Source organism: Cupriavidus taiwanensis, assembly GCF_900250075.1.
Lineage (GTDB): Bacteria > Pseudomonadota > Gammaproteobacteria > Burkholderiales > Burkholderiaceae > Cupriavidus > Cupriavidus taiwanensis_C.
The window spans coordinates 1,723,410-1,744,222 of sequence record NZ_LT977071.1 but is presented as its reverse complement, the minus strand read 5'-3'; the positions used below and the strand labels follow the sequence as shown (position 1 = coordinate 1,744,222).

19 protein-coding genes are annotated in these 20,813 nt (G+C 68.8%); 11 read left to right on the top strand and 8 right to left on the bottom strand.

Translation table 11 applies throughout. The features are described 5' to 3' along the window. The first annotated feature begins 75 nt into the window (after window positions 1-75). The 7 genes from gtdA (at window position 76) to CBM2588_RS24160 (ending at window position 8,129) form a co-directional block, all read left to right on the top strand. Window positions 76-1,122: a gentisate 1,2-dioxygenase gene (gene gtdA, locus CBM2588_RS24190; RefSeq protein WP_115682847.1), complete on the top strand. Its 1,047-nt coding sequence runs from the start codon at window positions 76-78 to the stop codon at window positions 1,120-1,122. A gap of 89 nt (window positions 1,123-1,211) precedes the next feature. Further along, window positions 1,212-1,910, top strand: a complete 699-nt coding sequence (locus CBM2588_RS24185; protein WP_115682846.1) for a fumarylacetoacetate hydrolase family protein — start codon at window positions 1,212-1,214, stop codon at window positions 1,908-1,910. A gap of 18 nt (window positions 1,911-1,928) precedes the next feature. Beyond that, window positions 1,929-2,570 (top strand): maleylacetoacetate isomerase, encoded by a 642-nt coding sequence (gene maiA / locus CBM2588_RS24180; protein WP_115682845.1) that lies wholly within the window; start codon window positions 1,929-1,931, stop codon window positions 2,568-2,570. 27 nt (window positions 2,571-2,597) lie between these two features. Beyond that, on the top strand, window positions 2,598-3,812 hold the full coding sequence (locus CBM2588_RS24175) for a 3-hydroxybenzoate 6-monooxygenase (RefSeq protein WP_115682844.1): 1,215 nt from the start codon (window positions 2,598-2,600) through the stop codon (window positions 3,810-3,812). 124 nt (window positions 3,813-3,936) lie between these two features. Beyond that, window positions 3,937-5,277: an MFS transporter gene (locus tag CBM2588_RS24170; protein ID WP_115682843.1), complete on the top strand. Its 1,341-nt coding sequence runs from the start codon at window positions 3,937-3,939 to the stop codon at window positions 5,275-5,277. A 173-nt stretch (window positions 5,278-5,450) separates the two neighbouring features. Next, the gene (locus CBM2588_RS24165; RefSeq protein ID WP_115682842.1) at window positions 5,451-6,827 is read left to right on the top strand and encodes a serine hydrolase domain-containing protein; all 1,377 of its coding nucleotides are present in this window, start codon (window positions 5,451-5,453) and stop codon (window positions 6,825-6,827) included. Window positions 6,828-7,007: 180 nt separating this feature from the next. Continuing rightward, window positions 7,008-8,129 carry a porin gene (locus CBM2588_RS24160; RefSeq protein ID WP_439897465.1) on the top strand — a complete coding sequence of 374 codons (1,122 nt, stop codon included), beginning with the start codon at window positions 7,008-7,010 and terminating at the stop codon, window positions 8,127-8,129. A gap of 48 nt (window positions 8,130-8,177) precedes the next feature. Here CBM2588_RS24160 and CBM2588_RS24155 read toward each other — a convergent pair whose 3' ends face one another. Next, window positions 8,178-8,786: a cysteine hydrolase family protein gene (locus CBM2588_RS24155; protein ID WP_115682841.1), complete on the bottom strand. Its 609-nt coding sequence runs from the start codon at window positions 8,784-8,786 to the stop codon at window positions 8,178-8,180. 218 nt (window positions 8,787-9,004) lie between these two features. On the opposite strand from CBM2588_RS24155, the gene CBM2588_RS24150 reads away from it, so the two are divergent. Continuing rightward, window positions 9,005-9,976: a GlxA family transcriptional regulator gene (locus CBM2588_RS24150; protein WP_115682840.1), complete on the top strand. Its 972-nt coding sequence runs from the start codon at window positions 9,005-9,007 to the stop codon at window positions 9,974-9,976. A gap of 41 nt (window positions 9,977-10,017) precedes the next feature. On the opposite strand, the gene CBM2588_RS24145 is transcribed toward CBM2588_RS24150, so the two are convergent. Beyond that, window positions 10,018-10,479, bottom strand: coding sequence for a hypothetical protein (locus CBM2588_RS24145; RefSeq protein WP_231942259.1), 462 nt, complete (start codon window positions 10,477-10,479; stop codon window positions 10,018-10,020). A 328-nt stretch (window positions 10,480-10,807) separates the two neighbouring features. Here CBM2588_RS24145 and CBM2588_RS24140 point away from each other — a divergent pair, with 328 nt between their 5' ends. The 3 genes from CBM2588_RS24140 (at window position 10,808) to CBM2588_RS24130 (ending at window position 12,468) form a co-directional block, all read left to right on the top strand. Further along, complete coding sequence (locus tag CBM2588_RS24140) at window positions 10,808-10,990, top strand: hypothetical protein (RefSeq protein WP_147298428.1); 183 nt, start codon at window positions 10,808-10,810, stop codon at window positions 10,988-10,990. Between the two features lie 129 nt (window positions 10,991-11,119). Further along, a complete protein-coding gene (locus CBM2588_RS24135; RefSeq protein ID WP_115682839.1) occupies window positions 11,120-11,560 on the top strand; it encodes a YciI family protein in 441 nt (146 codons plus the stop codon). Between the two features lie 206 nt (window positions 11,561-11,766). Next, complete coding sequence (locus CBM2588_RS24130) at window positions 11,767-12,468, top strand: DUF899 family protein (protein ID WP_115682838.1); 702 nt, start codon at window positions 11,767-11,769, stop codon at window positions 12,466-12,468. Between the two features lie 829 nt (window positions 12,469-13,297). Here CBM2588_RS24130 and CBM2588_RS24125 read toward each other — a convergent pair. The 6 genes from CBM2588_RS24125 to CBM2588_RS24100 all read right to left on the bottom strand — a co-directional run bounded on the left by CBM2588_RS24125 (window position 13,298) and on the right by CBM2588_RS24100 (window position 20,808). After that, entirely contained in the window at window positions 13,298-13,483 is a 186-nt protein-coding gene (locus CBM2588_RS24125; RefSeq protein ID WP_221221412.1) for a DUF1484 family protein, read from the bottom strand. A gap of 391 nt (window positions 13,484-13,874) precedes the next feature. Further along, window positions 13,875-14,285 (bottom strand): DUF779 domain-containing protein, encoded by a 411-nt coding sequence (locus CBM2588_RS24120; protein ID WP_115682837.1) that lies wholly within the window; start codon window positions 14,283-14,285, stop codon window positions 13,875-13,877. A gap of 2 nt (window positions 14,286-14,287) precedes the next feature. Further along, window positions 14,288-15,808: an aldehyde dehydrogenase gene (adh, locus tag CBM2588_RS24115; protein WP_115682836.1), complete on the bottom strand. Its 1,521-nt coding sequence runs from the start codon at window positions 15,806-15,808 to the stop codon at window positions 14,288-14,290. 325 nt (window positions 15,809-16,133) lie between these two features. Continuing rightward, window positions 16,134-17,417: a c-type cytochrome gene (locus CBM2588_RS24110; protein ID WP_115682835.1), complete on the bottom strand. Its 1,284-nt coding sequence runs from the start codon at window positions 17,415-17,417 to the stop codon at window positions 16,134-16,136. Continuing rightward, complete coding sequence (locus CBM2588_RS24105; RefSeq protein ID WP_115682834.1) at window positions 17,417-17,977, bottom strand: (2Fe-2S)-binding protein; 561 nt, start codon at window positions 17,975-17,977, stop codon at window positions 17,417-17,419. Before CBM2588_RS24105 ends, CBM2588_RS24110 begins: the two co-directional genes overlap by 1 nt. Next, a complete protein-coding gene (locus tag CBM2588_RS24100) occupies window positions 17,974-20,808 on the bottom strand; it encodes a xanthine dehydrogenase family protein molybdopterin-binding subunit (protein ID WP_115682833.1) in 2,835 nt (944 codons plus the stop codon). Before CBM2588_RS24100 ends, CBM2588_RS24105 begins: the two co-directional genes overlap by 4 nt. Window positions 20,809-20,813: the final 5 nt, after the last annotated feature.

Below are 20,813 nucleotides of genomic sequence, written 5' to 3'. Positions count from 1 at the left end.
CACAGACGGTGCGCAGCGATGCAGGCACCCACCCAAAGCGCTCCCGAACGCCTTGTACAAAGTTATGGAGACAGCATGTCCGAGCACACCCCAGACCCGGCCCGCCAGGCCTACTACGAAGAGATCGGCCACAGCCACATGACCCCCTTGTGGGAGTCGCTGCACGCCCTGGTGCCGCCGCAACCGCGGCCGCAGATCGTTCCCGCGATCTGGAAGTACGCGCAGATCCGCCCGCTGGTGATGCAGGCCGGCGGCATCATCAGCGCCGAGGAGGCGGTGCGCCGCGTCCTGGTGCTGGAAAACCCCGGCATCCCCGGCAAGTCCAGCATCACCTCGACGCTGTACGCCGGCCTGCAGCTGATCCTGCCGGGCGAGATCGCGCCCAGCCATCGCCATACGCAGTCGGCGCTGCGCTTTATCGTCGAGGGCAAGGGCGCGTGGACCGCCGTCAACGGCGAGCGCGCCACCATGCATCCCGGCGATTTCATCATCACGCCGTCGTGGACCTGGCATGACCATGGCAACCCGTCGGTCGAGCAGGGCGGCGAGCCGGTGGTGTGGCTGGACGGCCTCGACATCCCCATGGTGCAGCAGTTCGACGCCGGCTTTGCCGAGAACTACCCCGAATCGCAGCAGCCCGTGACCCGCGCCGAGGGCGACAGCTTTGCCCGCTTCGGCCACAACATGGTGCCGGTGCGGCACCGCGTGACCGATCCCACTTCGCCGGTGTTCAGCTACCCATATGCCCGTTCGCGCGAGGCGCTGGACCAGCTCTACCGCAACGGCGAGCTCGATCCGTGGGACGGCGTCAAGCTGCGCTACGTCAACCCGGCCACCGGCGGCTGGCCGATGCCGACCATCGCCACCTTCATGCAGTACCTGCCGGCGGGCTTCCAGGGCAAGACCTACCGCAGCACCGACGCCACCGTGTACAGCGTGGTGGAGGGGCGCGGCACGGTGCGCATCGGCGATGCGCAGTTCCAGTTCGAGCCGCGCGACGTGTTCGTGGCGCCGTCTTGGGCGCCGGTGCAGCTGGGCGCGCTGGAAGATGCCGTGCTGTTCAGCTATTCCGACCGGCCGGTGCTGTCAGCGCTGAACCTGCTGCGCGAAGCGCGCACCTGAACCCGCAACCCCGGCCAAGCCGCTGCCCGGCGGTGCCATCCGGTACTGCCGGGCCGGCGCTTACCTGCCAAATCACTGGAAGCCTCACCATGCCTTACGTTTTCACGCCTCCCGCCACCGTTGCCATTCCCGTTGCCGGCAGCGATGACCAGTTCGCCGTGCGCCGCGTCTACTGCGTCGGCCGCAACTACGCCGCCCACGCCCGCGAAATGGGCTTCGATCCCGAGCGCGAACCGCCGTTCTTCTTCTGCAAGCCCGCCGACGCCATTGTCCCGGTGCAGGCCGGCACCACGCTCGACCTGCCGTATCCCGCGCAGACGCAGAACTATCACTACGAGGCCGAGCTGGTCGCCGTGATCGGCAAGGGCGGCTCGGATATTCCCGCCGGGCAGGCGCTGGAGCACGTGTGGGGCTACGCCGTCGGCCTCGACATGACGCGCCGCGACCTGCAGATGAAGATGCGCGAGATGGGCCGCCCGTGGGAAATCGGCAAGGCCTTCGACGCCTCGGCGCCGGTTGGCCTGATCCACCGCGCCAGCGTTATCGGCCACCCGCAGCGGGCCGGCATCTGGCTGACGGTCAATGGCGAAACCCGGCAGCGCAGCGACGTGTCACACCTGATCTGGTCGGTGGCCGAGACCGTGGCGTATCTTTCGCAGTTCTTCCGCCTCGAACCGGGCGACGTCATCTTCACCGGCACGCCCGAGGGCGTGGGCGCGGTCAAGGCCGGCGACACCATGGTCACCGGCGTCGACGGCCTGGGCGAACTGACCGTGCGCGTGGTCTGAACACAGGCAAGCCGAATCATGCAGCTCTACAGCTTCTTCAACAGCTCGACGTCGTACCGCGTGCGCATCGCGCTGGCCCTCAAGGGTTTGCCGTACGACTACCTCGGCGTCAATATCCGCACCGGCCAGCATCGCCACGCCGAGTATGTCGATGGCATCAACCCGTCCGCCTCCGTGCCCGCGCTGGTCGATGGCGATTTCACGCTGGGGCAGTCGTTCGCGATCATCGACTACCTGGATGCGCGCCATCCCGAGCCGCGCCTGCTGCCTCAGGACCCTGAGCAGCGCGCGCGCGTGCTGGAGCTGTCGATGCTGGTCGGCTGCGATATCCACCCGGTCAACAACCTGCGCGTGCTGCGCTACCTGCAGGACACGCTGAAGATCACCCCCGAGCAGAAAGACGCCTGGTACCGCCACTGGATCGACGAGGGCATGGCCGGCGTCGAACGGCTGCTGGCGCGCCACGGCCATGGCAAGTGGTGCTTCGGCAATGCCCCCACGCTGGCCGACGTTACGCTGGTGCCGCAGGTGGCCAACGCGCTGCGCATGGGCTGCGAGCTGGATCGCTACGAGCGGGCGATGGCCGTCTTCACCCACGCCAGCGCCCATCCCGCCTTCGCCCAGGCCGCGCCCGCGCGCCAGCCGGACTACATCGCCTGACGCCAGCGGCGCAGGCAGGAGACAGCAATGAGCAACACCCGCAACACGACCGGCGAGGTCCTGATCATCGGCGGCGGCATCGGCGGCCTGGCCGCGGCGCTGGCGCTGGCACGCCAGGGCATCCGCATCGAACTGCTGGAGCAGGCCGAGCAGATCGGCGAGATCGGCGCCGGCATCCAGCTGGCCGCCAATGCGTTTGCCGCGCTCGACGCGCTGGGCGTGGGCGAGGCCGCGCGCGGCCGCGCGGTCTTTACCGATTACCTGAGCCTGCGCGACGCCATCGACACCAGCGTGATCGCGCAGGTCGATGTGGGGCAGGCGTACCGCGAGCGCTTCGGCAACCCGTACGCGGTGATCCATCGCGCCGACATCCACCTGTCGATTCTGGAGGCGGTGCAGGACCACCCGCTGATCACCTTCCGCACCAGCACCCGCGTGGAGCAACTGGTGCAGGACCAGCACGGCGTGACCGTGGTCGACCAGCATGGCGGGCACCACCGCGGCGACGCGGTGATCGGCTGCGACGGCGTCAAGTCCGCGATCCGCCAGGCGCTGATCGGCGATGAGGCACGCGTGACCGGGCACGTGGTCTACCGCGCCGTGGTCGACGTGGCCGACATGCCGCGGGACCTGCAGGTCAACGCACCCGTGGTGTGGGCCGGCCCGCACTGCCACCTGGTGCATTACCCGCTGCGCGGCGGCCAGCAGTACAACCTGGTGGTGACCTTCCACAGCCGCGAACAGGAAACCTGGGGCGTGCGCGACGGCAGCAAGGAAGAGGTGCTGTCGTACTTCGCGGGCATCCACCCGCTGCCGCACCAGATGCTGGACCGCCCGACCTCATGGAAGCGCTGGGCCACCGCCGACCGCGACCCGGTCGAGCGCTGGAGCTTCGGCCGCGCCACGCTGCTTGGCGATGCCGCGCACCCGATGACCCAGTACGTGGCGCAGGGCGCCTGCCAGGCGCTGGAGGATGCCGTGACGCTGGGCGCGGCGGTCAAAGCCGCGGCTGGCGACTACGCCGCCGCCTTCAGGCTGTACGAGCAGGCCCGCATCCCCCGCACCGCGCGCGTGCTCTATGCCGCGCGCGACATGGGCCGCGTCTACCACGCGAAGGGGGTCGACCGCCTGGTGCGCAACAGCCTGTGGACCGGCCGCACGCAGGCGCAGTTTTACGATGCGCTGCAATGGCTGCATGGCTGGCGTGCCGACAAGTGCCTGAGCCCCACGCCCTGGCTGTAGATCACTGAACGCGCCTTTCATTCCGCGCTGAAAACCTCGCGTCGTAAATCCTGACAGCGAGCCGGCGCCCGACGAAGCCGCCGGCCCACTCGCGCCCTAAATCTGGCAACAAGGAGGAGACACCATGCCTGCCAGCCAACCGCTCAACGTCACCGCGTTCATCGACCGCCAGCCGCTCTCGGCGTTCCAGGTGACCATCGTCGTACTGTGCTTCCTGATCGTCGCCGTCGATGGCTTCGATACCGCCGCGATCGGCTTTATCGCGCCCGCCATCCGCGCGCAATGGCAGCTGACGCCGGCCCAGCTGGCGCCGCTGTTCGGCGCCGGGCTGGGCGGCCTGATGGCCGGCGCCTTCCTGTTCGGTCCGCTGGCGGACCGGTTCGGCCGCAAGAGCGTGCTGGTGCTGTCGGTGCTGTGCTTCGGCGCGGCCAGCCTGGCGTCGGCGTGGTCGCCGGACCTGTGGACGCTGGTGCTGCTGCGCTTCGTCACCGGCCTGGGGCTGGGCGGGGCCATGCCCAATGCCATCACGCTGACCTCGGAGTTCTGCCCGGAGAAGCGGCGTTCGTTCCTGGTCACGACCATGTTCTGCGGCTTCACGCTGGGCTCGGCGCTGGGCGGGCTGGCCTCGGCCGGGCTGATCGACGCCTTCGGCTGGCGCTCGGTGCTGGTGGCGGGCGGCGTGCTGCCACTGCTGCTGGCGGTGGCGCTGGTGTGGCTGCTGCCGGAATCGGTGCGCTACCTGGTGATGACCGGCAAGTCGCGCGAGCGCATCGTTGCCACGTTGCAGAAGATCGCTCCGCATGAAGACCTGCGCGGCGCCACCTTCGCCGTCAGCGAGCAGCGCGCCGCCAGCTCGCCGGTGCGGCACCTGTTCCGGCCCGAGCTGCTGCGCGGCACGCTGCTGTTCTGGCTGACGTTCTTCATGAGCCTGCTGGTGATCTACCTGCTGTCGAGCTGGCTGCCGACGCTGCTGCGCGGCACCGGCCATTCGCTGCGCACCGCGGCGCTGGTGACGACCATGTTCCAGGTGGGCGGCACGGTCGGCGCGATCGCGCTGGGGTGGTTGATGGACCGGTTCAACCCGCACCATGTGCTGGCCACCAGTTACGCGCTGGCGGCGCTGGGCATTGCCGCGGTGGGCAGCGTTGCCGCCGAGCCGGTTGCCGCCGGCGTGGCGGTGTTCGTCGCGGGCTTCTGCGTCTCGGGCTCGCAGGTGGGCGCCAATGCGCTGTCGGCCAGCTTCTATCCGACCGACTGCCGCGCCACCGGCGTCAGCTGGGCCAACGGCGTGGGCCGGATGGGCTCGGTGGTGGGCTCGGTCGGCGGGGCGACCCTGCTGTCGATGGGCCTGGGCCTGCCCGCGCTGTTCGCCTTGATCGGCGTGCCGGCACTGGTTGCCGGGCTGTCGATGTTCTCGCTGGGCGTGGTCAGGCGGGAGCGGCCGCAAGCGCGACTGGCTGTCTGAGGCTGCGCCTGCGCCGACATTCCCAAGGGTTATGGCTCTATTCCGAACAGAGGATTGTGGCCATGGCCGCTGGCCTGCAACATGGCGCCCGCGGCCTGCTGCGGCAGGCTGGCATCTGATCACAGAAGGCGGCGCAGCGTGTGTGCAGCCGCCTCGACAGCCATGGAGACAGCATGCAGGCGCAAGCGAAATCGCGCGGGACGGGGTTCCGGCGCAGTCGGGGGTGGTGGACGGTGGTGCCGCTGGTGGCATTGATGGCGGCGCCGGCCGGCGTGGCGCTGGCGCAGGGCGCGGGCCAGCCCGCGGCAGTGGCCGAGAGCGAAGTCATGCAGGGCTTTCCGCCGCCGCCGGACAAGCAGGTCAGTCGCGGCACCGGCCTGCGCCCGCCCTATATGCGCTGGGCCTTCCGGCATGCGCGCGAGATGTCGCCCACCGTCGGTATCCGGCATGCGAGCCAGCCGCTGGCGCTGCCAGGCCAGGCGGCGCCGGAGCTGGACGCCGTCCGCTTTAGCGTTGCCGGCCAGACGGTGCAGGTGGCGGACTACCTGCGCGATACGCATACCGATGGCTTTATCGTGCTGCACCAGGGCCGGATCGTGTACGAGCGCTATCTTGCCGGCTTTGGCCCGCACCAGCCGCATATCTGGGCGTCGATGACCAAGTCCGTGACCGGGTTGCTGGCGGCGATGCTGGTCGAAGAGGGCAAGCTCGATCCGCAGGCGCGGCTGGCGCAGTACGTGCCCGAGCTGGCCGGCAATCCGTTCGGCGAGGCCACGGTGCAGCAGAACCTGGACATGGAGGTGCCGGTGGGTTATCCGCAGGCCCTGCCGCCGGACCTGGGGCTGTTTGGTGCCGTAGGCATCGTGCCGCGCAAGCCCGATGCGCCCGACACCATCTACGACTTCCTTAAGGTCGTGCACGCCACCGGCACCGCGGGCGAAGGCCCGGAGGGCGGCGTCTGGTATTACCAGAACGGCTCGCCGGAAGCGGTGGCATGGGCGCTGCGCCGCATCACCGGCAAGCGCTGGGCGGACCTCGTCACCGAGCGGCTGTGGTCGCGCTTTGCCGATGACGATGCCTACACCCAGGTCGATCGCCAGGGCACCGAAATGGCCAGCGGCGGCATGAACTCGACGCTGCGCGATGCCGCCCGCTTCGCCGAGGCCGTGCGCCGCGCCGCGGCCGGCGATGCCACGCTCGGGATTTCGCCGAAGGCGGTGCGGATCGCGCTGCAGCCCGCCAGCAACCAGGCCCGCTTCGCGCGCGGCAACACCACCGCGGGCCGCGATGGCTACGGCTACCGCAACTACTGGTTCCAGCGCAACGACGGCGACGGCAGCATCGAGGCCGGCGGCCGCTTCGGCCAGAAGATCTACATCAATCCCGCCCGCGAGCTGACCGTGGTGAAGTTCTCGGCCAGCCCCGACGGCGCCGCGCGCGCGACCAGCGCCGCCGCCGTGCGCAAGCGCGACGATCCGGCGCGCGCGCTGGAGTCCTCCGAGGCCATGGTGGCGGCGGCGCACGCCCTGCTGCGCGCGGCCAGCCGCTGATCCTCGCCGGGGCCGCCCGGCAAATTCCCCCGGCACCGAGTTTCCCCCGCACGCCGCCAGGCCGTGCGCGGGGAACCTGCGCGCCTGCGGCGCGGCCGGCTGCGCACGCCGGTCGACCTCCGCCATCCAGCCACGGCGCTTCTTCCGTGGCGATGACCAAGCAGAACGAAGGAGCGAGACATGAAGACGAGGCTTTACCCGCTGATGCTGCCAACGGCGCTGGCCATGCTGGCCATGCCGGGGGCTGGCGCGCACGCCGGCGTGACGCTGTATGGCGTGGCGGATGCCAATATCGAATACGTCAACCACCTGTCGGCCACGTTGCCGACGCAGGCGGGCTTTCCCGAGCCGGGCCAGAGCCGCGTGGCGCTGGGCTCCGGCGGCCTGTCGGGCTCGCGCTGGGGCTTGCGCGGCACCGAGGACCTGGGCGGCGCGCTGAAGGCCTTGTTCGTGCTGGAGAACGGCTTCGGCATCGACGACGGCCGGCAGACGCAATCCGGCCGGCTGTTCGGCCGCCAGGCCTTTGTCGGACTGCTGAGCGAGCGTGCCGGCCGCCTTACCTTCGGGCGCCAGTACACGGCCATCTTCGACGCCTTTTCCAACTTCTCGCCCAGCGGCTATTCCACCCAGTACGAGCCGATCGCGGCACAGCTGGGTCTGGATTTCCGCTCGGACAACACCGTCAAGTACACGGGCACCTTCGGCGCGGTAACCGCCATCGGCAATTATTCATTCGGCAATGGCGTGCTCGGCGCCGGCGAAAACGCCGGGCAATCGCGCCGGGATACCGGCTATGGTGCCGGCCTGAACTACTTCGCCGGCGGCTTCGGCGCGGCGCTGGCGTTCAACCGATTCAATCCGACGCTCGGGACCGGCGGCGCGGTCGGCAACTTCCGCAAGGCCGGCGCCGCGCTCAGCTATCGCGCCGGGCCGGTCAAGCTGATGGGCGGCTATCGCTGGGGCCTCAACAAGGCGGCCAACGGCGCCACCATCGTGCGCGACGATTACTACTGGGCCGGCGTGAACTACCGCGCCACGTCGGCGCTGGACCTGACGCTGGCGTTCTACTACGACGACGTCAAGGCGCTTGCCGGCCGCAATGTGAAGAACCCCTGGCAGGTCAGCTTGATCGCCGACTACAGCCTGTCGCGGCGCACCGACGTCTACCTGACCACGGCCTACGTGCAGCATGCCGGCATCAATTTCGATACCTCGGCGGTGAGCTTTGCCAACGGCTATTTCCTCGGCAGCGGCCATCGCAGCATGACCGCGGTGGCGGTGGGGATGCGGCACCGGTTCTGATTGGGACCGTGCGGCCGGCCCGGTATCGCCAGGCCAGGCCGCAGTCGCTCAGGCCAGCGGCAGCTTCAGCACCTGCTCGGTGCTCAGGATATCGCCGAAGGCGTCGTCGAGCGCGGCCAGCGCGGCGCGGTGCAGGTCCTGGTGCGACACCGTGCCGGCCGCGGTTTCGAGGTCGCGCGTGGCGCAGGCGTCGGCCGCCACGATCACGCCGTATCCCAGCGGCACCGCGTCGCGCGCCGCGCCGGTGACGCAGGCGTGGGTCATCAGCCCGGTAATGATCAGGGTCTTGATGCCGGCCGCCTTGAGGCGCTGGTCCAGGTCGGTGGTGGGGAAGGCGCTGACCGAAGTCTTCTGCACCACGGTGTGGTGCGGGGCCGGCTGCAGGTCGCCGTGGAACGCCACGGTGGCGCCGTGTTCGGCGAAGACGGGGCTGCCCGCCGGCGTGACATGCTGGATGTGGAACACAGGCATGCCGGCGGCATCCGCGTGGTCGACCAGGCGCCGCGCGTTGCCAAGCGCGGCCGGGCCGTCGGGGATCGGCAGCTTGCCGCTGAAATACTCGTTCTGGAAGTCGATGACCAGCACGGCGGTGCTGGCGGCGTCGATGGCGGTGCGCGCCGGCGCGCCGGCGATGGTGCGTAGGGTCGGGTGGGGCATGATGGTCCTCGTCGACAGGGAAGTAGTGGGCGGTGCCAGTGGCAGCCGCTGCGTTCGCCGCAGGCGCGGCATGGAGCGTAGTTTCCGGCGCCGCCGGCAGCGCCGGAAGTGGCCCGATGGACAACATCCGATAGAATCGGGCCAAACCACGTCAACGTGGCCATGCGGGGCCGTCTTCCAAACCGCCCTAACCAAGCCTCCGACCCAGAGAGATTGCGATGCACACCGTCGCGGTGATTGCCTTCGAAGGCATCAGCCCCTTCCACCTGTCCGTGCCCTGCATCGTCTTTGGCGACGACCTCGACCGCCTGGGCGTGCCGCGCTACCGCTTGCTGATCTGCGGGGAGACGCCGGGATTGATTGCCACCATGTCGGGCTTCCGCATCGAGGTGGAACACGACCTGTCCGTGCTGGAGCAGGCCGATACCGTGATCATGCCGGCGTGGCGGGACCCGGGCGAGCGCGCGCCGCAAGCGCTGCTCGACGCGCTGCGGGCCGCCAGCGCGCGCGGCGCGCGCATCGCCGGCCTGTGCCTGGGCACCTTCGTGGTGGCCGAGGCCGGCCTGCTGGACGGCCGCACCGCGGCCACGCACTGGGCCTGGGCCGACGACTTCGCGCAGCGCTATCGGCGGGTGCGGCTCGACCGCGATTCGCTTTATATCGACGATGGTGCGATCCTGACCTCGGCCGGCACCGCCGCCGCGCTCGACTGCTGCCTGCACCTGGTGCGGCGCGACCATGGCGCCGAGGTGGCCAACCGGGTGGCGCGCCGCATGGTGGTGGCGCCGCACCGGCACGGCGGCCAGGCGCAATACATCGAGCACCCGCTGCCGCAGGCGGACGGCGCCGACCGGCTCAGCCTGACGCTGGACTGGGCCATCGCGCACCTGGCCGAGCCGATGACGCTCGACACGCTGGCCGAGAAGGCCGGCATGAGCCGGCGCAATTTCACGCGGCGCTTCAAGGAGAAGACCGGCACCACCGTGACGCAGTGGCTGCTGAACCACCGCCTGACGGCGGCGCGGCGTTTGCTTGAGACCACCGACAAGGGCGTCGACCTGGTGGCCGAGCTGGTCGGCTTCGGCTCGGCCGTTTCGCTGCGCCAGCATTTCACGCAGGCGCTGGCGGTGTCGCCGTCGGCCTACCGCAAGCAGTTCGGCAGCGCGCTGCCGCGCCAGCGCGCCGGCTGAGCCGTTGCTCTCGCCGGCGCGCCGATCCGGCCAACGCCGGCTCACATGTCGCGGTGATGCCGGTGCGACCCGCCGAACAGCCGCGCGCCCAGCACCACGCCGATCCCGAGCGCCATCGCCAGCGCGCGCACGGGGTTGGCGTGGACGAACGATTCAGTCCGCTCGAGGCCGGTTTCCCACTCGTTCTTGACGCGTCCTTTCACGTGCCGGGCAACCTCCGCGGACTTGGCCGCGAGTTCCGTCGCTGCGCTGCCCGACTTGGCGGCAAGTTGGACGAACTCCGCCTTGGCCTGCTCGAGGTTATCGCCGGACAACGTGGGCAGGCGATCGATCAGCCGGTCCAGCTCGCGCGCCAGGTCCTGCGATGCCGATGATCGTGCCGACGTGTCCCTCCACGACGCGCCGGTGCGCGTCTCCGACCCCGATACCGAAGACATGCGCGTCTCCTGCTGGCGCAGGCCCGATGTGCTGGTGGGCGTGCTTGTCGTTTCCGTCTGTTCCATGGTGCGCCTCCGCGTTGAAGTATCCATGGCGCACCGGGTGAACCCGGCGCGCCACGGGAGGGCGGTGCACCTTTCGTGCCGGGCGCTGGCTGCCGGCGTGACCGCCTCCGCGCCATGCCGGACGGGGCGCCGCCGCGGCGCATCGACGGCGCACCCGCATGCCGCATTACAAAGTCAGGCAGATTTGCGCGCCGAGATTGCGCGGCGCACCCCCCAGCGCAGCACGGCGCGGCGCGCGGGATCGCCGGGGCGCACAAAAACGCGCCGCGCGGCTTGGCATGGCGGTTGCATCGCCAAGGGTGTCGTACTCTGCAAGCAGGAGGGCATCATGGCACATCAAATTCCACGGCCAGAGGAAGGGCCGCACGTACCCGAGGTGCCGCCGGCCGATCCCTCGCGCAAGAGCGAAGAGCACCTTCCGCCGCGGCACGACGATGACCTTGGCAAGCCGCCGCGGCAGCCGGGACAGGAGGACCTGCGCCGGCAGTCGTCCTGGTCGATGCAGCAATAGCTTCTGCCTGATAGGGTTCTGCCCCACAGCGTCTATGCTGGACCGGTGTGCGACACGCCCCATGGCGGGTGCGTGGAGCGCGCCACCCGGCGCGCATGTCGCCACACACGTACCTGAGGAGGCATGTCGATGCGTGTAATGGTGATCGTCAAGGCGACCAGCGAGTCGGAAGCCGGCAAGATGCCCGGCACCGAGCTGCTGGCAGCCATGGGCAACTTCAACGAAGAACTGGTCAAGGCCGGCATCATGCTGGCGGGCGAGGGCCTGCAGCCCAGCGCGAAGGGCAAGCGCGTGCGCTTTTCAGGCAGCCAGCGCACCGTGACCGATGGGCCCTTTGAGCACCCGGAGGAACTCGTCGCCGGGTTCTGGCTGTGGCAGGTCAAGTCGATGGATGAGGCCGTGGAATGGGTCAAGCGCTGTCCCAATCCGATGGAAGGCGAATCCGACATCGAGATCCGGCCATTGTTCGAGCTTGAAGACTTTGGCGCGGAACTGACGCCGGAACTCCGGGAGCAGGAGGAACGGCTGCGCGAGCAGGCCGCGCGCACGGCCAGGTCCCAGCAAGGCTGAAGCGGCGTTACGCAGAGAGAGACGGCGGTTCACACGCGAGTGTGAACCGCCGTTTGTGCTGAGTGGAGCGCGGAGCGAGGGCGGCGTGCAGCCGTCGCATTGGAACGATTGGCGCCGCGCGGGAACGAAACAGGACAGGCGTGCGAAGCGGCCATCGCCGCGTGGCGAAAGCCGCGCCCGGCACGCGATCTTCCAGGAGGACTGACATGAACACCACGGCAAAGCTGGTTCCGTCGACCGAGCTGGCGCGGCAGAATCCCGTCCACTTTCCCAATGAGAGCAAGGCGTACCGCGAGGCGCGCAACGCCTTGCTGGCGGAAGAAATCGAATTGCGGCGGCACATCGAACGCGTGGCCGCGCAGCGCCGCGCGTTGCCGCCCGGCGGCGAAGTGACGAAGCGCTATACGTTCCAGGGCGAGCACGGGCCGGTAACGCTCGAAGACCTGTTCGCCGGCAAGGATACGCTGGTGGTCTACAGCTATATGTTCGGGCCGCAGCGGGAGCGGCCTTGTCCGATGTGCACGTCCATCATGGCCGGCTGGGACCACAAGGTTGCGGATATCGAGCAGCGCACGGCACTGGCGATGGTGGCGCGCTCGCCGATCGATCGCCTGGTCGCGGCCAAGCGGGCGCGAGGGTGGACGCAGCTAAAGGTGTATGCGGATGTGGACGGCGATTTCACGCGCGACTACGTCAGTGCGGAGGATGCGGACGTGCCGGGATATACCGTCTTTTCGCGGCGCGATGGCAAGGTGCGGCATTTCTGGAGTAGCGAGATGTATGCGCTGACGTGCGATCCGGGGCAGGATCCGCGCGGGGCGCCGGATCTGGATGCGTTGTGGACGTTGCTGGATACCACGCCGGAGGGGAGGGGGGATTGGTATCCGGAGTTGGAGTATGGGAAGTAGTTGGTTTGGGCACGTTGGTTGGGCGATCGTGCTTGACTGGCGAGGCCGGCGTTGTGTTGTTGCTGTTGGTGACATGCTGTCGGCCTTTGAACCGCGTGGTTCCGCCCTGCTGGGCGGGTCACTTTTTGGCCGAGCGCCAAAAAGTAACCAAAAAACGCGTCGCCTAAGCGGCTGGCTAAGGCGGCGTTGGGGGTTCGAACGGTGGTGACTTCCGGCAAAGCGGTTGGTGGTTCGACCCTGCTGACGCTACCTGGATGTGCCTGGCGTTCGGGGTCGGATGGACGAACCCGACTTTAGGTCGGTGGCCGCCTGCTAAGCGCGTTATTGGTGGGACGCCTTCGGCTGCGCTGCGCGCACACCCTATCTCAGGTCTGCTGCTCTGGCACGGAGTGCGTCGCTGCGCTCGCACGCGCAATCGCGGACGAGCCCAAAGGATTCTCGCCTCCCGCTTGCTTTCCCCCTCTTCCGCGCGCGGGGCCTTGACCTGCGATACTGCCTGCGCAGCAGCCGCAGGCGTCCCCGCGATATCGCCAGCAGCAGGCTGCCTACACCCTGTTGGGATCGTTCAAAAGTGGGTGATCGAAGGCACCGCCCCTGACTCACATAGCGTTAGCAGGTTGGAACGGGCACCCAAGCCAAACGGAAATCACCACCGCCCGAACCACCAACACCGTGGAATTGATTGCCAGCCGCACAGGCGACGCGTTTCTTGCCTACTTCTTGTCGCTCGGACAAGAAGTAGGTCGCCGGCTACGCCGGCGAAACAGCCACGCCCGCCAAGCACGACACCCAACCGCACGTGCCAACGGCCTCAAGCGAGATCCGCAATCTACGCAGCCAGCGGCCCTTCCGCCATCAACGCATCCAACTTAGCCTTCACCAGCTCCAGCAGACAAAGGGCGCTAAAGCAGGCGTCCGACCGCACACTCTGCTGCTCCAGCAATACCAGCACGCCCTCTATCCCGGCGCGCACTTCGTTCAGACACACATTGGCTTCGATCGCATCGACTGTCATGATTGACTCCTTTCAGTTTGAGCCACGCTCACTCAACTGAAAGTGAGGGTGGCGGGCCATAGAGCGAGGGTGGAAACCAGTCTCCGGGGGAACCGGCCGGCCTTACGGCCGCCTCACCTGGCCCGCCTTGGAACGATGCGTTCGTGCGAGCACGCAGGTGTGCCGTTGCGGCACACCTGCCCGGAGACTATCGGGTTTCCACGCCCGGTCATCGGCAACCCGATGACGTGTCCAGTATTCCCTTCCGGAGTCAGGCAGGCGATAAGAGTTGTCGCATTCCGAACAGGCGGACGAAGCTTGCCGCAAACGCTTGTGCGTGGGAAATCGCTGAGCCCTGAAATGCGATGGCACAGCGATCCGACCTGTTACGACCCGCCACCCCATCGCCGCATTACGGTTCCGGCTGCGCCGCCAGCCACGCCGCCTCTGCGTCGCTGAACAGCTCCGAGCGCGTCAGGAACCGTCTGCCCGTGCGCCCCTCCAGCGAGAACATCCCGCCCGCGCCCGGCACCACGTCGATCACCAGCCGCGTGTGGCGCCAGTACTCGAACTGCGCGCGCGTCATGTAGAACGCGGCGCCGCCGATCTGGCCCAGGCAGACATCGCCCGGGCCCACCAGCAATTCGCCGGCGGGATAGCACATCGGCGCGCTGCCGTCGCAGCAGCCGCCGGACTGGTGGAACATCAGCGGGCCGTGCCGCGCGGCCAGCTCGGCGATCAGTGCCAGCGCAGCCGGCGTTGCCACCACGCGCTCGACCGGCAGCGCGGGCGGCGCGGCGGGCGCGGTGTCCGGGCCCGCCATGGTCAGAAGAACCCCAGCGCGTTGGGGCTGTAGCTGACCAGCAGGTTCTTGGTCTGCTGGTAGTGGTCGAGCATCATGCGATGGTTCTCGCGGCCGATGCCGGACTGCTTGTAGCCGCCGAACGCGGCATGGGCCGGGTAGGCGTGGTAGCAGTTGGTCCACACGCGCCCGGCCTGGATCCCGCGGCCCATGCGGAACGCGCGCGCGCCGTCGCGGGTCCAGACCCCGGCGCCGAGGCCGTAGAGCGTGTCGTTGGCGATGGCCAGCGCCTCTTCCTCGTCCTTGAAGGTGGTGACCGAGACCACCGGGCCGAAGATCTCTTCCTGGAAGATGCGCATCTTGTTGTGGCCGGCAAACACGGTCGGCTTGACGTAGTAGCCGCCGGCCAGGTCGCCGTCGAACACGTTGCGCTCGCCGCCGGCAAGGCACTGCGCGCCTTCCTTGCGGCCCAGGTCGATGTACGACAGGATCTTCTCCAGCTGTTCGGCCGACGCCTGCGCGCCGATCATGGTGCCGGTGTCGAGCGGATGGCCCTGGCGGATCGCCGCGACGCGCTTGAGCGCGCGCTCCATGAAGCGGTCGTAGATCGATTCCTGGATCAGCGCGCGCGACGGGCAGGTGCAGACCTCGCCCTGGTTCAGCGCGAACATGGCAAAGCCTTCCAGCGCCTTGTCGAAGTAGGCGTCGTCGGCGGCGAGCACGTCTTCGAAGAAGATGTTGGGCGACTTGCCGCCCAGTTCCAGCGTGACCGGGATCAGGTTCTGCGAGGCGTACTGCATGATCAGCCGGCCGGTGGTGGTCTCGCCGGTGAACGCCACCTTGCTGATGCGCGGGCTCGATGCCAGCGGCTTGCCGGCTTCCAGGCCGAAGCCGTTGATGACGTTGACCACGCCCGGCGGCAGCAGGTCGCCGATCACCTCCATCAGCACCAGGATCGAGGCGGGCGTCTGCTCGGCGGGCTTCAGCACCACGCAGTTGCCGGCGGCCAGCGCAGGCGCCAGCTTCCAGGTGGCCATCAGCAGCGGGAAGTTCCACGGGATGATCTGGCCCACCACGCCCAGCGGCTCATGGAAGTGGTAGGCGATGGTGTCGCCGTCGATCTCGGAAATGCCGCCTTCCTGCGCGCGGATGCAGCCGGCGAAGTAGCGGAAGTGGTCGACCGCCAGCGGCAGGTCGGCGGCGGTGGTCTCGCGCACGGGCTTGCCGTTGTCGATGCTCTCGGCCACGGCCAGCAGCTTCAGGTTGGCCTCGATGCGGTCGGCGATGCGGTTCAGGATATTGGCGCGCTCGGTGGTGGAGGTGCGCGCCCACGCGGCCTTGGCGGCGTGCGCGGCATCCAGCGCGGCGTCGACATCCTGCTGGTTCGAGCGCGGCACGCGCGTGAACGGCTTGCCGGTGATCGGCGTGATGGACTCGAAGTACTCGCCCCCGGCGGGCGGCACCCACTGGCCGCCGATATAGTTGTCGTACTGCTGCTTGTAGGGGTTGCTGACGCCCAGCTGGGCGATTTCCGCCATGTTCATGTCTCGCTCCGTTCGAGTGATCTGTGTGGTGCCGTCACGGCGTGGGCCGTGCGCACGGGAGCAGATCGCAAGAGGTGTGCCGGGGCGGGAGAGGGCGGAAAAGGGCGTAAAAGCGGGGAGAAACCGAAGATCTGGCCGCGGAATCGGGCCAGGTGTGCCAGTGCGTGACAGCGGGTGTTCAGGATTGGAACACTCTCGGAGTTGTTATGCGCGTGCGTTGGCGATTGCCGCTAACCCGCGCAATCGCTCCCCTCTCCCCCGGCCCCTCTCCCGCAAGCGGGAGAGGGGAGCAAACCGGCGGGATGATTAGCGCCGCAGGCAGTCCTCAATGCCCGGGCCCGGCCGCGCGCAGCGCCTTCACATCATCCGGCCTCACATCGGCCGGCTGCCCGCCCCACGTCGCACGCAGGTAATTGGCTAGTTGCGCCAGCTCGTCGTCGCTCATGCGTTCGGCAAAGCCCGGCATTTCCTGCATCGCCTCCACGCCGGGAAAGCGCTGCGCCGCGATGCCATCGAGCATCGACACGAGCAGGTTGCGCGCGTCGGCGTTGCGCACCGTCGAGTTGCCGGCCATCGACACCGCCACGTGCGGCTTGCCTTCGCCCTCGCGGCCATGGCAGCCCGCGCAGACGGCGACATAGTGGCGGCGGCCCGGTGCCAGTTGCGCGGCGTCGGCACTGATGGCCTTGACCGGCTGCGGCGCCGGCGGCTGGTCGCCCAGCAGGTAGGTGGCCATCGCGGCCAGGTCGGCCTGGTTCAGGTACTGGCTGCTCAGATGCACCACCGGGTACATCTCGCCGAAGGCCGAGCCCTGCGGCGCGATGCCGGTGGCGAAGAACTGCTGCAGGTCGGCGGCGGTCCAGCCGCGCGCGGCCAGGCCGGCGGGCGTGATGTCCGGCGCGCCGACGCGCGCCAGCGCGGAGCCGGCCAGCGGCTTCGACGAGTCCAGCCGGCCGAACGCGGCGCGCGGCGTGTGGCATTCGGCGCAGTGGCCCAGCGCGTTCGACAGGTAGCGGCCGCGCTGCCACGATGCCGAATTGCCCTGGGAAGCATCCGGCAGCTTGTCCTCGAGGAACAGCAGGTTCCAGCCCGCCAGCGCGAAGCGCAGGTTGTACGGGAACTGCAGGTCGTGCGCACGGTTGGCCACGGCGGCCGGCTTCACCTGCATCAGGTAGGCGTACATGGCATCGGAATCCGCGCGCGACAGGCCGCGATACGAGGTGTACGGCATCGCGGGATAGAGCTGCTTGTCCGGGGCCTTGCCGTCATGCAGCGCCCGGTAGAAGTCGTCCGCGCTCCAGTTGCCGATGCCGTGGGTCTTGTCCGGCGTGATGTTGGTGCCGTAGAAGGTCCCGAAGGGCGAGGCCAGTTCCACGCCGCCGGCGAACGGCGCGCCCTGCGGTGCGGTATGGCAGGCGGCGCAGTCGGCCGCGCGCACCAGGTAGCGGCCGCGCGCGATCTGCCCGGCGGGCGACAGCTGCGCCTGGGGGGCCTGGTCGGCGGCGGGGGCAATGGCTTCGGTGCGGCTGCCGCAGCCGGCCATGACCGCGGCCGCGGCAATGGCTGCCAGTGCGGCGCGCGTGGCGATCATCAGGGGCGTGCGCTGCATCACTTGTCGCTCCCGCTATCCAGCACCAGGCCCGGCGTGCTGGTGATCACGTCCTTCACCGCCTCGTAGTAGCGCACGTAGCCGGTGCAGCGGCAGATGTGGCCGTCCAGCGCCCGGGTGATGGTGGCCTCGACCTGGTCCTTCGGCACCGGCTTGCGCTTGAGCTGTTCCACCAGGATGGTGGCGCCGTTGACGAAGCCCGGCGTGCAGTAGCCGCACTGGAAGCTGAAATGCTCCAGGAACTTCTGCTGCACCGGCGTCAGCTCGACCACCTCGCCTTGCTCGTTGCGCTTGCCGTGGCCTTCCACGGTGCGCACCTTGCGGCCGTTGAACCAGTGCGCGCCGGTGATGCAGCTGCGCACTTCCTCGCTGGTGCCGTCGGGCTTGTCGTGGATCACCACGCAGGCGTGGCAGATGCCCTGGCCGCAGCCCAGGCGCGAGCCGGTCAGGTCCAGGTACTCATGCAGGAAATCGATCATCATCAGGCCTTCGGGCACGTCGACCGGGCCGACGTCCTTGCCGTTGAGGTTGAGCGTGATGGGCTGGGTGGCGATGCTCATGCCAGTACCTCCTGGATCTTGGCCGGCGTCACCGGCAGGTCGGTGAAGCGGTGGCCGATGGCATGCGCGATGCCGTTGACGATGGCGCCCACCACCGGGATCATCACCACCTCGGCAATGCCCTTGGGCGGGTCGGTTTCGGTGACCGGCGGCAGCACCGTGCCGGTCTGGCTCCACACCGCCACGTCGCTGGCGCGCGGCAGGTGGTAGCGGTTGAAATTCCAGGTGCCGTTGCCGGGGCCGTCCTCGTATAGCGGCAGGTATTCATGCAGCGCGTGGCCGATGCCCATGGCGATGCCGCCCTGCAGCTGGCCGGACACCAGCTGCGGCGACAGCTGCGTGCCGCATTCCATGATCGAGTGGTGCGACAGGATGTCCACCTTGCCGCTGGCCTCGTGCACCGACAGCTCGACGAAGGTGCCGACCGCGCTGTAGTAGGTCACCGCGGCGTTGTTGCGCTGCGTGGGCGCGATATGGACCTTGCTGCGATCGAGCACATGCCAGCCGCCAGGGCTGCGCATGCGCGCCTTGCGTGCTGCATCGGCGCCGTCGCCATAGCGCACCGACAGGCCGTCGACCGGCAGCCGCGCGGCGTGCCCGTTGATGTCGAAATCGGCCTCGCTCCATTGCCAGCGGTTGAAGGCGTGCACGGTGGCGCCGGTCACCAGCCCCAGCTCGTGCGCCTTGGCCGCGAGCTGCTCCAGCGGCAGCGCCTGCAGGCCGCCGGCGCTGAGCTTGCCGTCGACCCAGCGCGCGTCTTCCACGCGCACCACCAGCGAGGCCGCCTGGCCGCCGCCGATGCCCTGGCTCCAGATCGCCATTGCCGCCGGCCACAGCCCGTGCAGGAACACCACGCGCGCGGCCTCGCGCGTGCTGTGGGTGAAGTAGTAGGCCGAGTTGGTGGCGCTGGCGGGCGAGGCATAGGCCGGCGACCAGCGCGGATTGGCCGACAGCCTGTCCTGCTCGGCCTGGCTCATCAGGTAGGGATCGCCGGAGGCGGTCACCGGCAGGTCGGTCCAGTCGGTGACGGAGGTGCGCACCTCGCCCGCGGGCTTGCCCAGCCAGCGCGCCACCGCGGCGGCCTGCGAGGTTGACATGCCGGTGCCGATCTCGGCGCCGGAGTGATGCAGCGCGATGCTGCCGTCGGCCTTCAGCTCGACCTTGGCGAAGGACGCTTCCGCGCCGGTGCCGAAGTCCTTCTGCACGCAGGCAAAGCCCACGCCATAGCGGCGGCCCGGGTGGGCGGCTTCGTACTCCGCCTTCTTGCTGGCGCGGTTGGTCCACAGCGGATAGGCCTTCGCGGCTTCCAGCACCTCGTCGACGCGGATCGCCCCGGCAGGGATCGCGCCCTGCGTGTTCTTCATGCCCGAGCGCAGCGCGTTCTTCAGCCGGAACTCGATCGGGTCGAGCTTGAGCTGCTCGGCGAACTCGTCGACCATCATCTCGGTCGCGGCCATGCTCTGCAGCGTGCCGTAGCCGCGCGCCGAGCCCGCGTCGATGGCGCGCGACGCGATCGCCACCGCGGTCAGGTCGTTGTTCGGGAAGTAGTAGATCGATTGCGCCGCGGTGGCGCCCACCATCGCCACCGACGGCGAGAAATTGGAGCGCCCGCCGCCGTTGGCTTCGAGGTCGCCCTGGAAAGCCTGGAACAGGCCGGTGTTGCGGTCCACCGCGATGCGGTAGCGCATCCTGAAGGCGTGGCGCTTGATCGAGGTCTGGAACTGCTCGTAGCGGTCGTTGGCCAGCCGCACCGGCTTGCCGTCGGCGTACAGCGCCGTGACCAGGCCATAGAACGGGAAGTTGTAGTGGTCCTTGGAGCCGTAGCCGACCGTGTAGCACGGGTGCAGGAACACCTGCTTCACCGGGAATGCGCCTTTGGCCTTCGCCAGCATCTCGGCCACGCTTTCGGCGACCTCGTTCGGCCCTTGCGTCGGCACCACCATGTGCAGCGCCTGCGCGGCGGCGTCGTACCAGCAGTTGGCGTTGTCGGGCTCGAGCGCGGCGGTATCGGCCGACTGCGAGTTGTATTCGCGCTCGAGCACCAGCCAGTCGTCAGACGGCCTTGCCAGCTGCGCTCGGATCCGTGCGGCGTGGTGCATGCCCTGTTCGCCGAGCTGGCCGTGGTCCTTGCCGTCCGGCCAGACCGGCTGGTGCTTGCGCATCATGCTGGGGAACACCGGCGCATGCTTCAGGCTGGAGAACACGTCGTCCGCATAGGGCGTGGCGCCGCCCACGCGCACGAAGCGGAAGGTGCCCCACGGGTCGCGTTCCAGCGGGCCGGTCTTGGCGCCGTAGCGGATCACGTCGTCGCGGAACTTGAGCTTGTCCTTGGCAAAGCGGAAGCGCGCGAAGTCGTGGTAGATCAGGATCGCCACCGCGTGGCCCAGGTAGGCCGGGGTCTTGCCGGCGGGCAGCAGCATGTCGTCGCCGTAGAAGGCGGGGAAGGCGACGCCGTCGCGGGCCAGGTCGTCGGCGGTGACGACGCGGTCGGGCTTGAGCCCGTCGCCGAGCACGCCCAGGTCGAAGCCCTCATAGATGCGGTCGGCCCGGGCCGCGCGCAGGATGAAGGCGTGCGACTGCTGCCGCGGCCAGTGCGGCATGTCGCGCGAGCGGATATCGCGCGCAAACACCTTGGCGCCGGTGACCTTGGCGATGCCGTCGATGCGGAACCTGGGGGCGCCGGCCCTGGCGTCCCACTGCACGGGGGTCAGGATCTTGTCTTCGAACAAGGCCGCGAAGGCCTTGCCGCCGATGGGTGCGATATAGACCGACACCCCGGCCACGACGCTGGCTTTGAGGAAGGTGCGCCGTGAAGGGTTGAAGCTGGGCATGGATT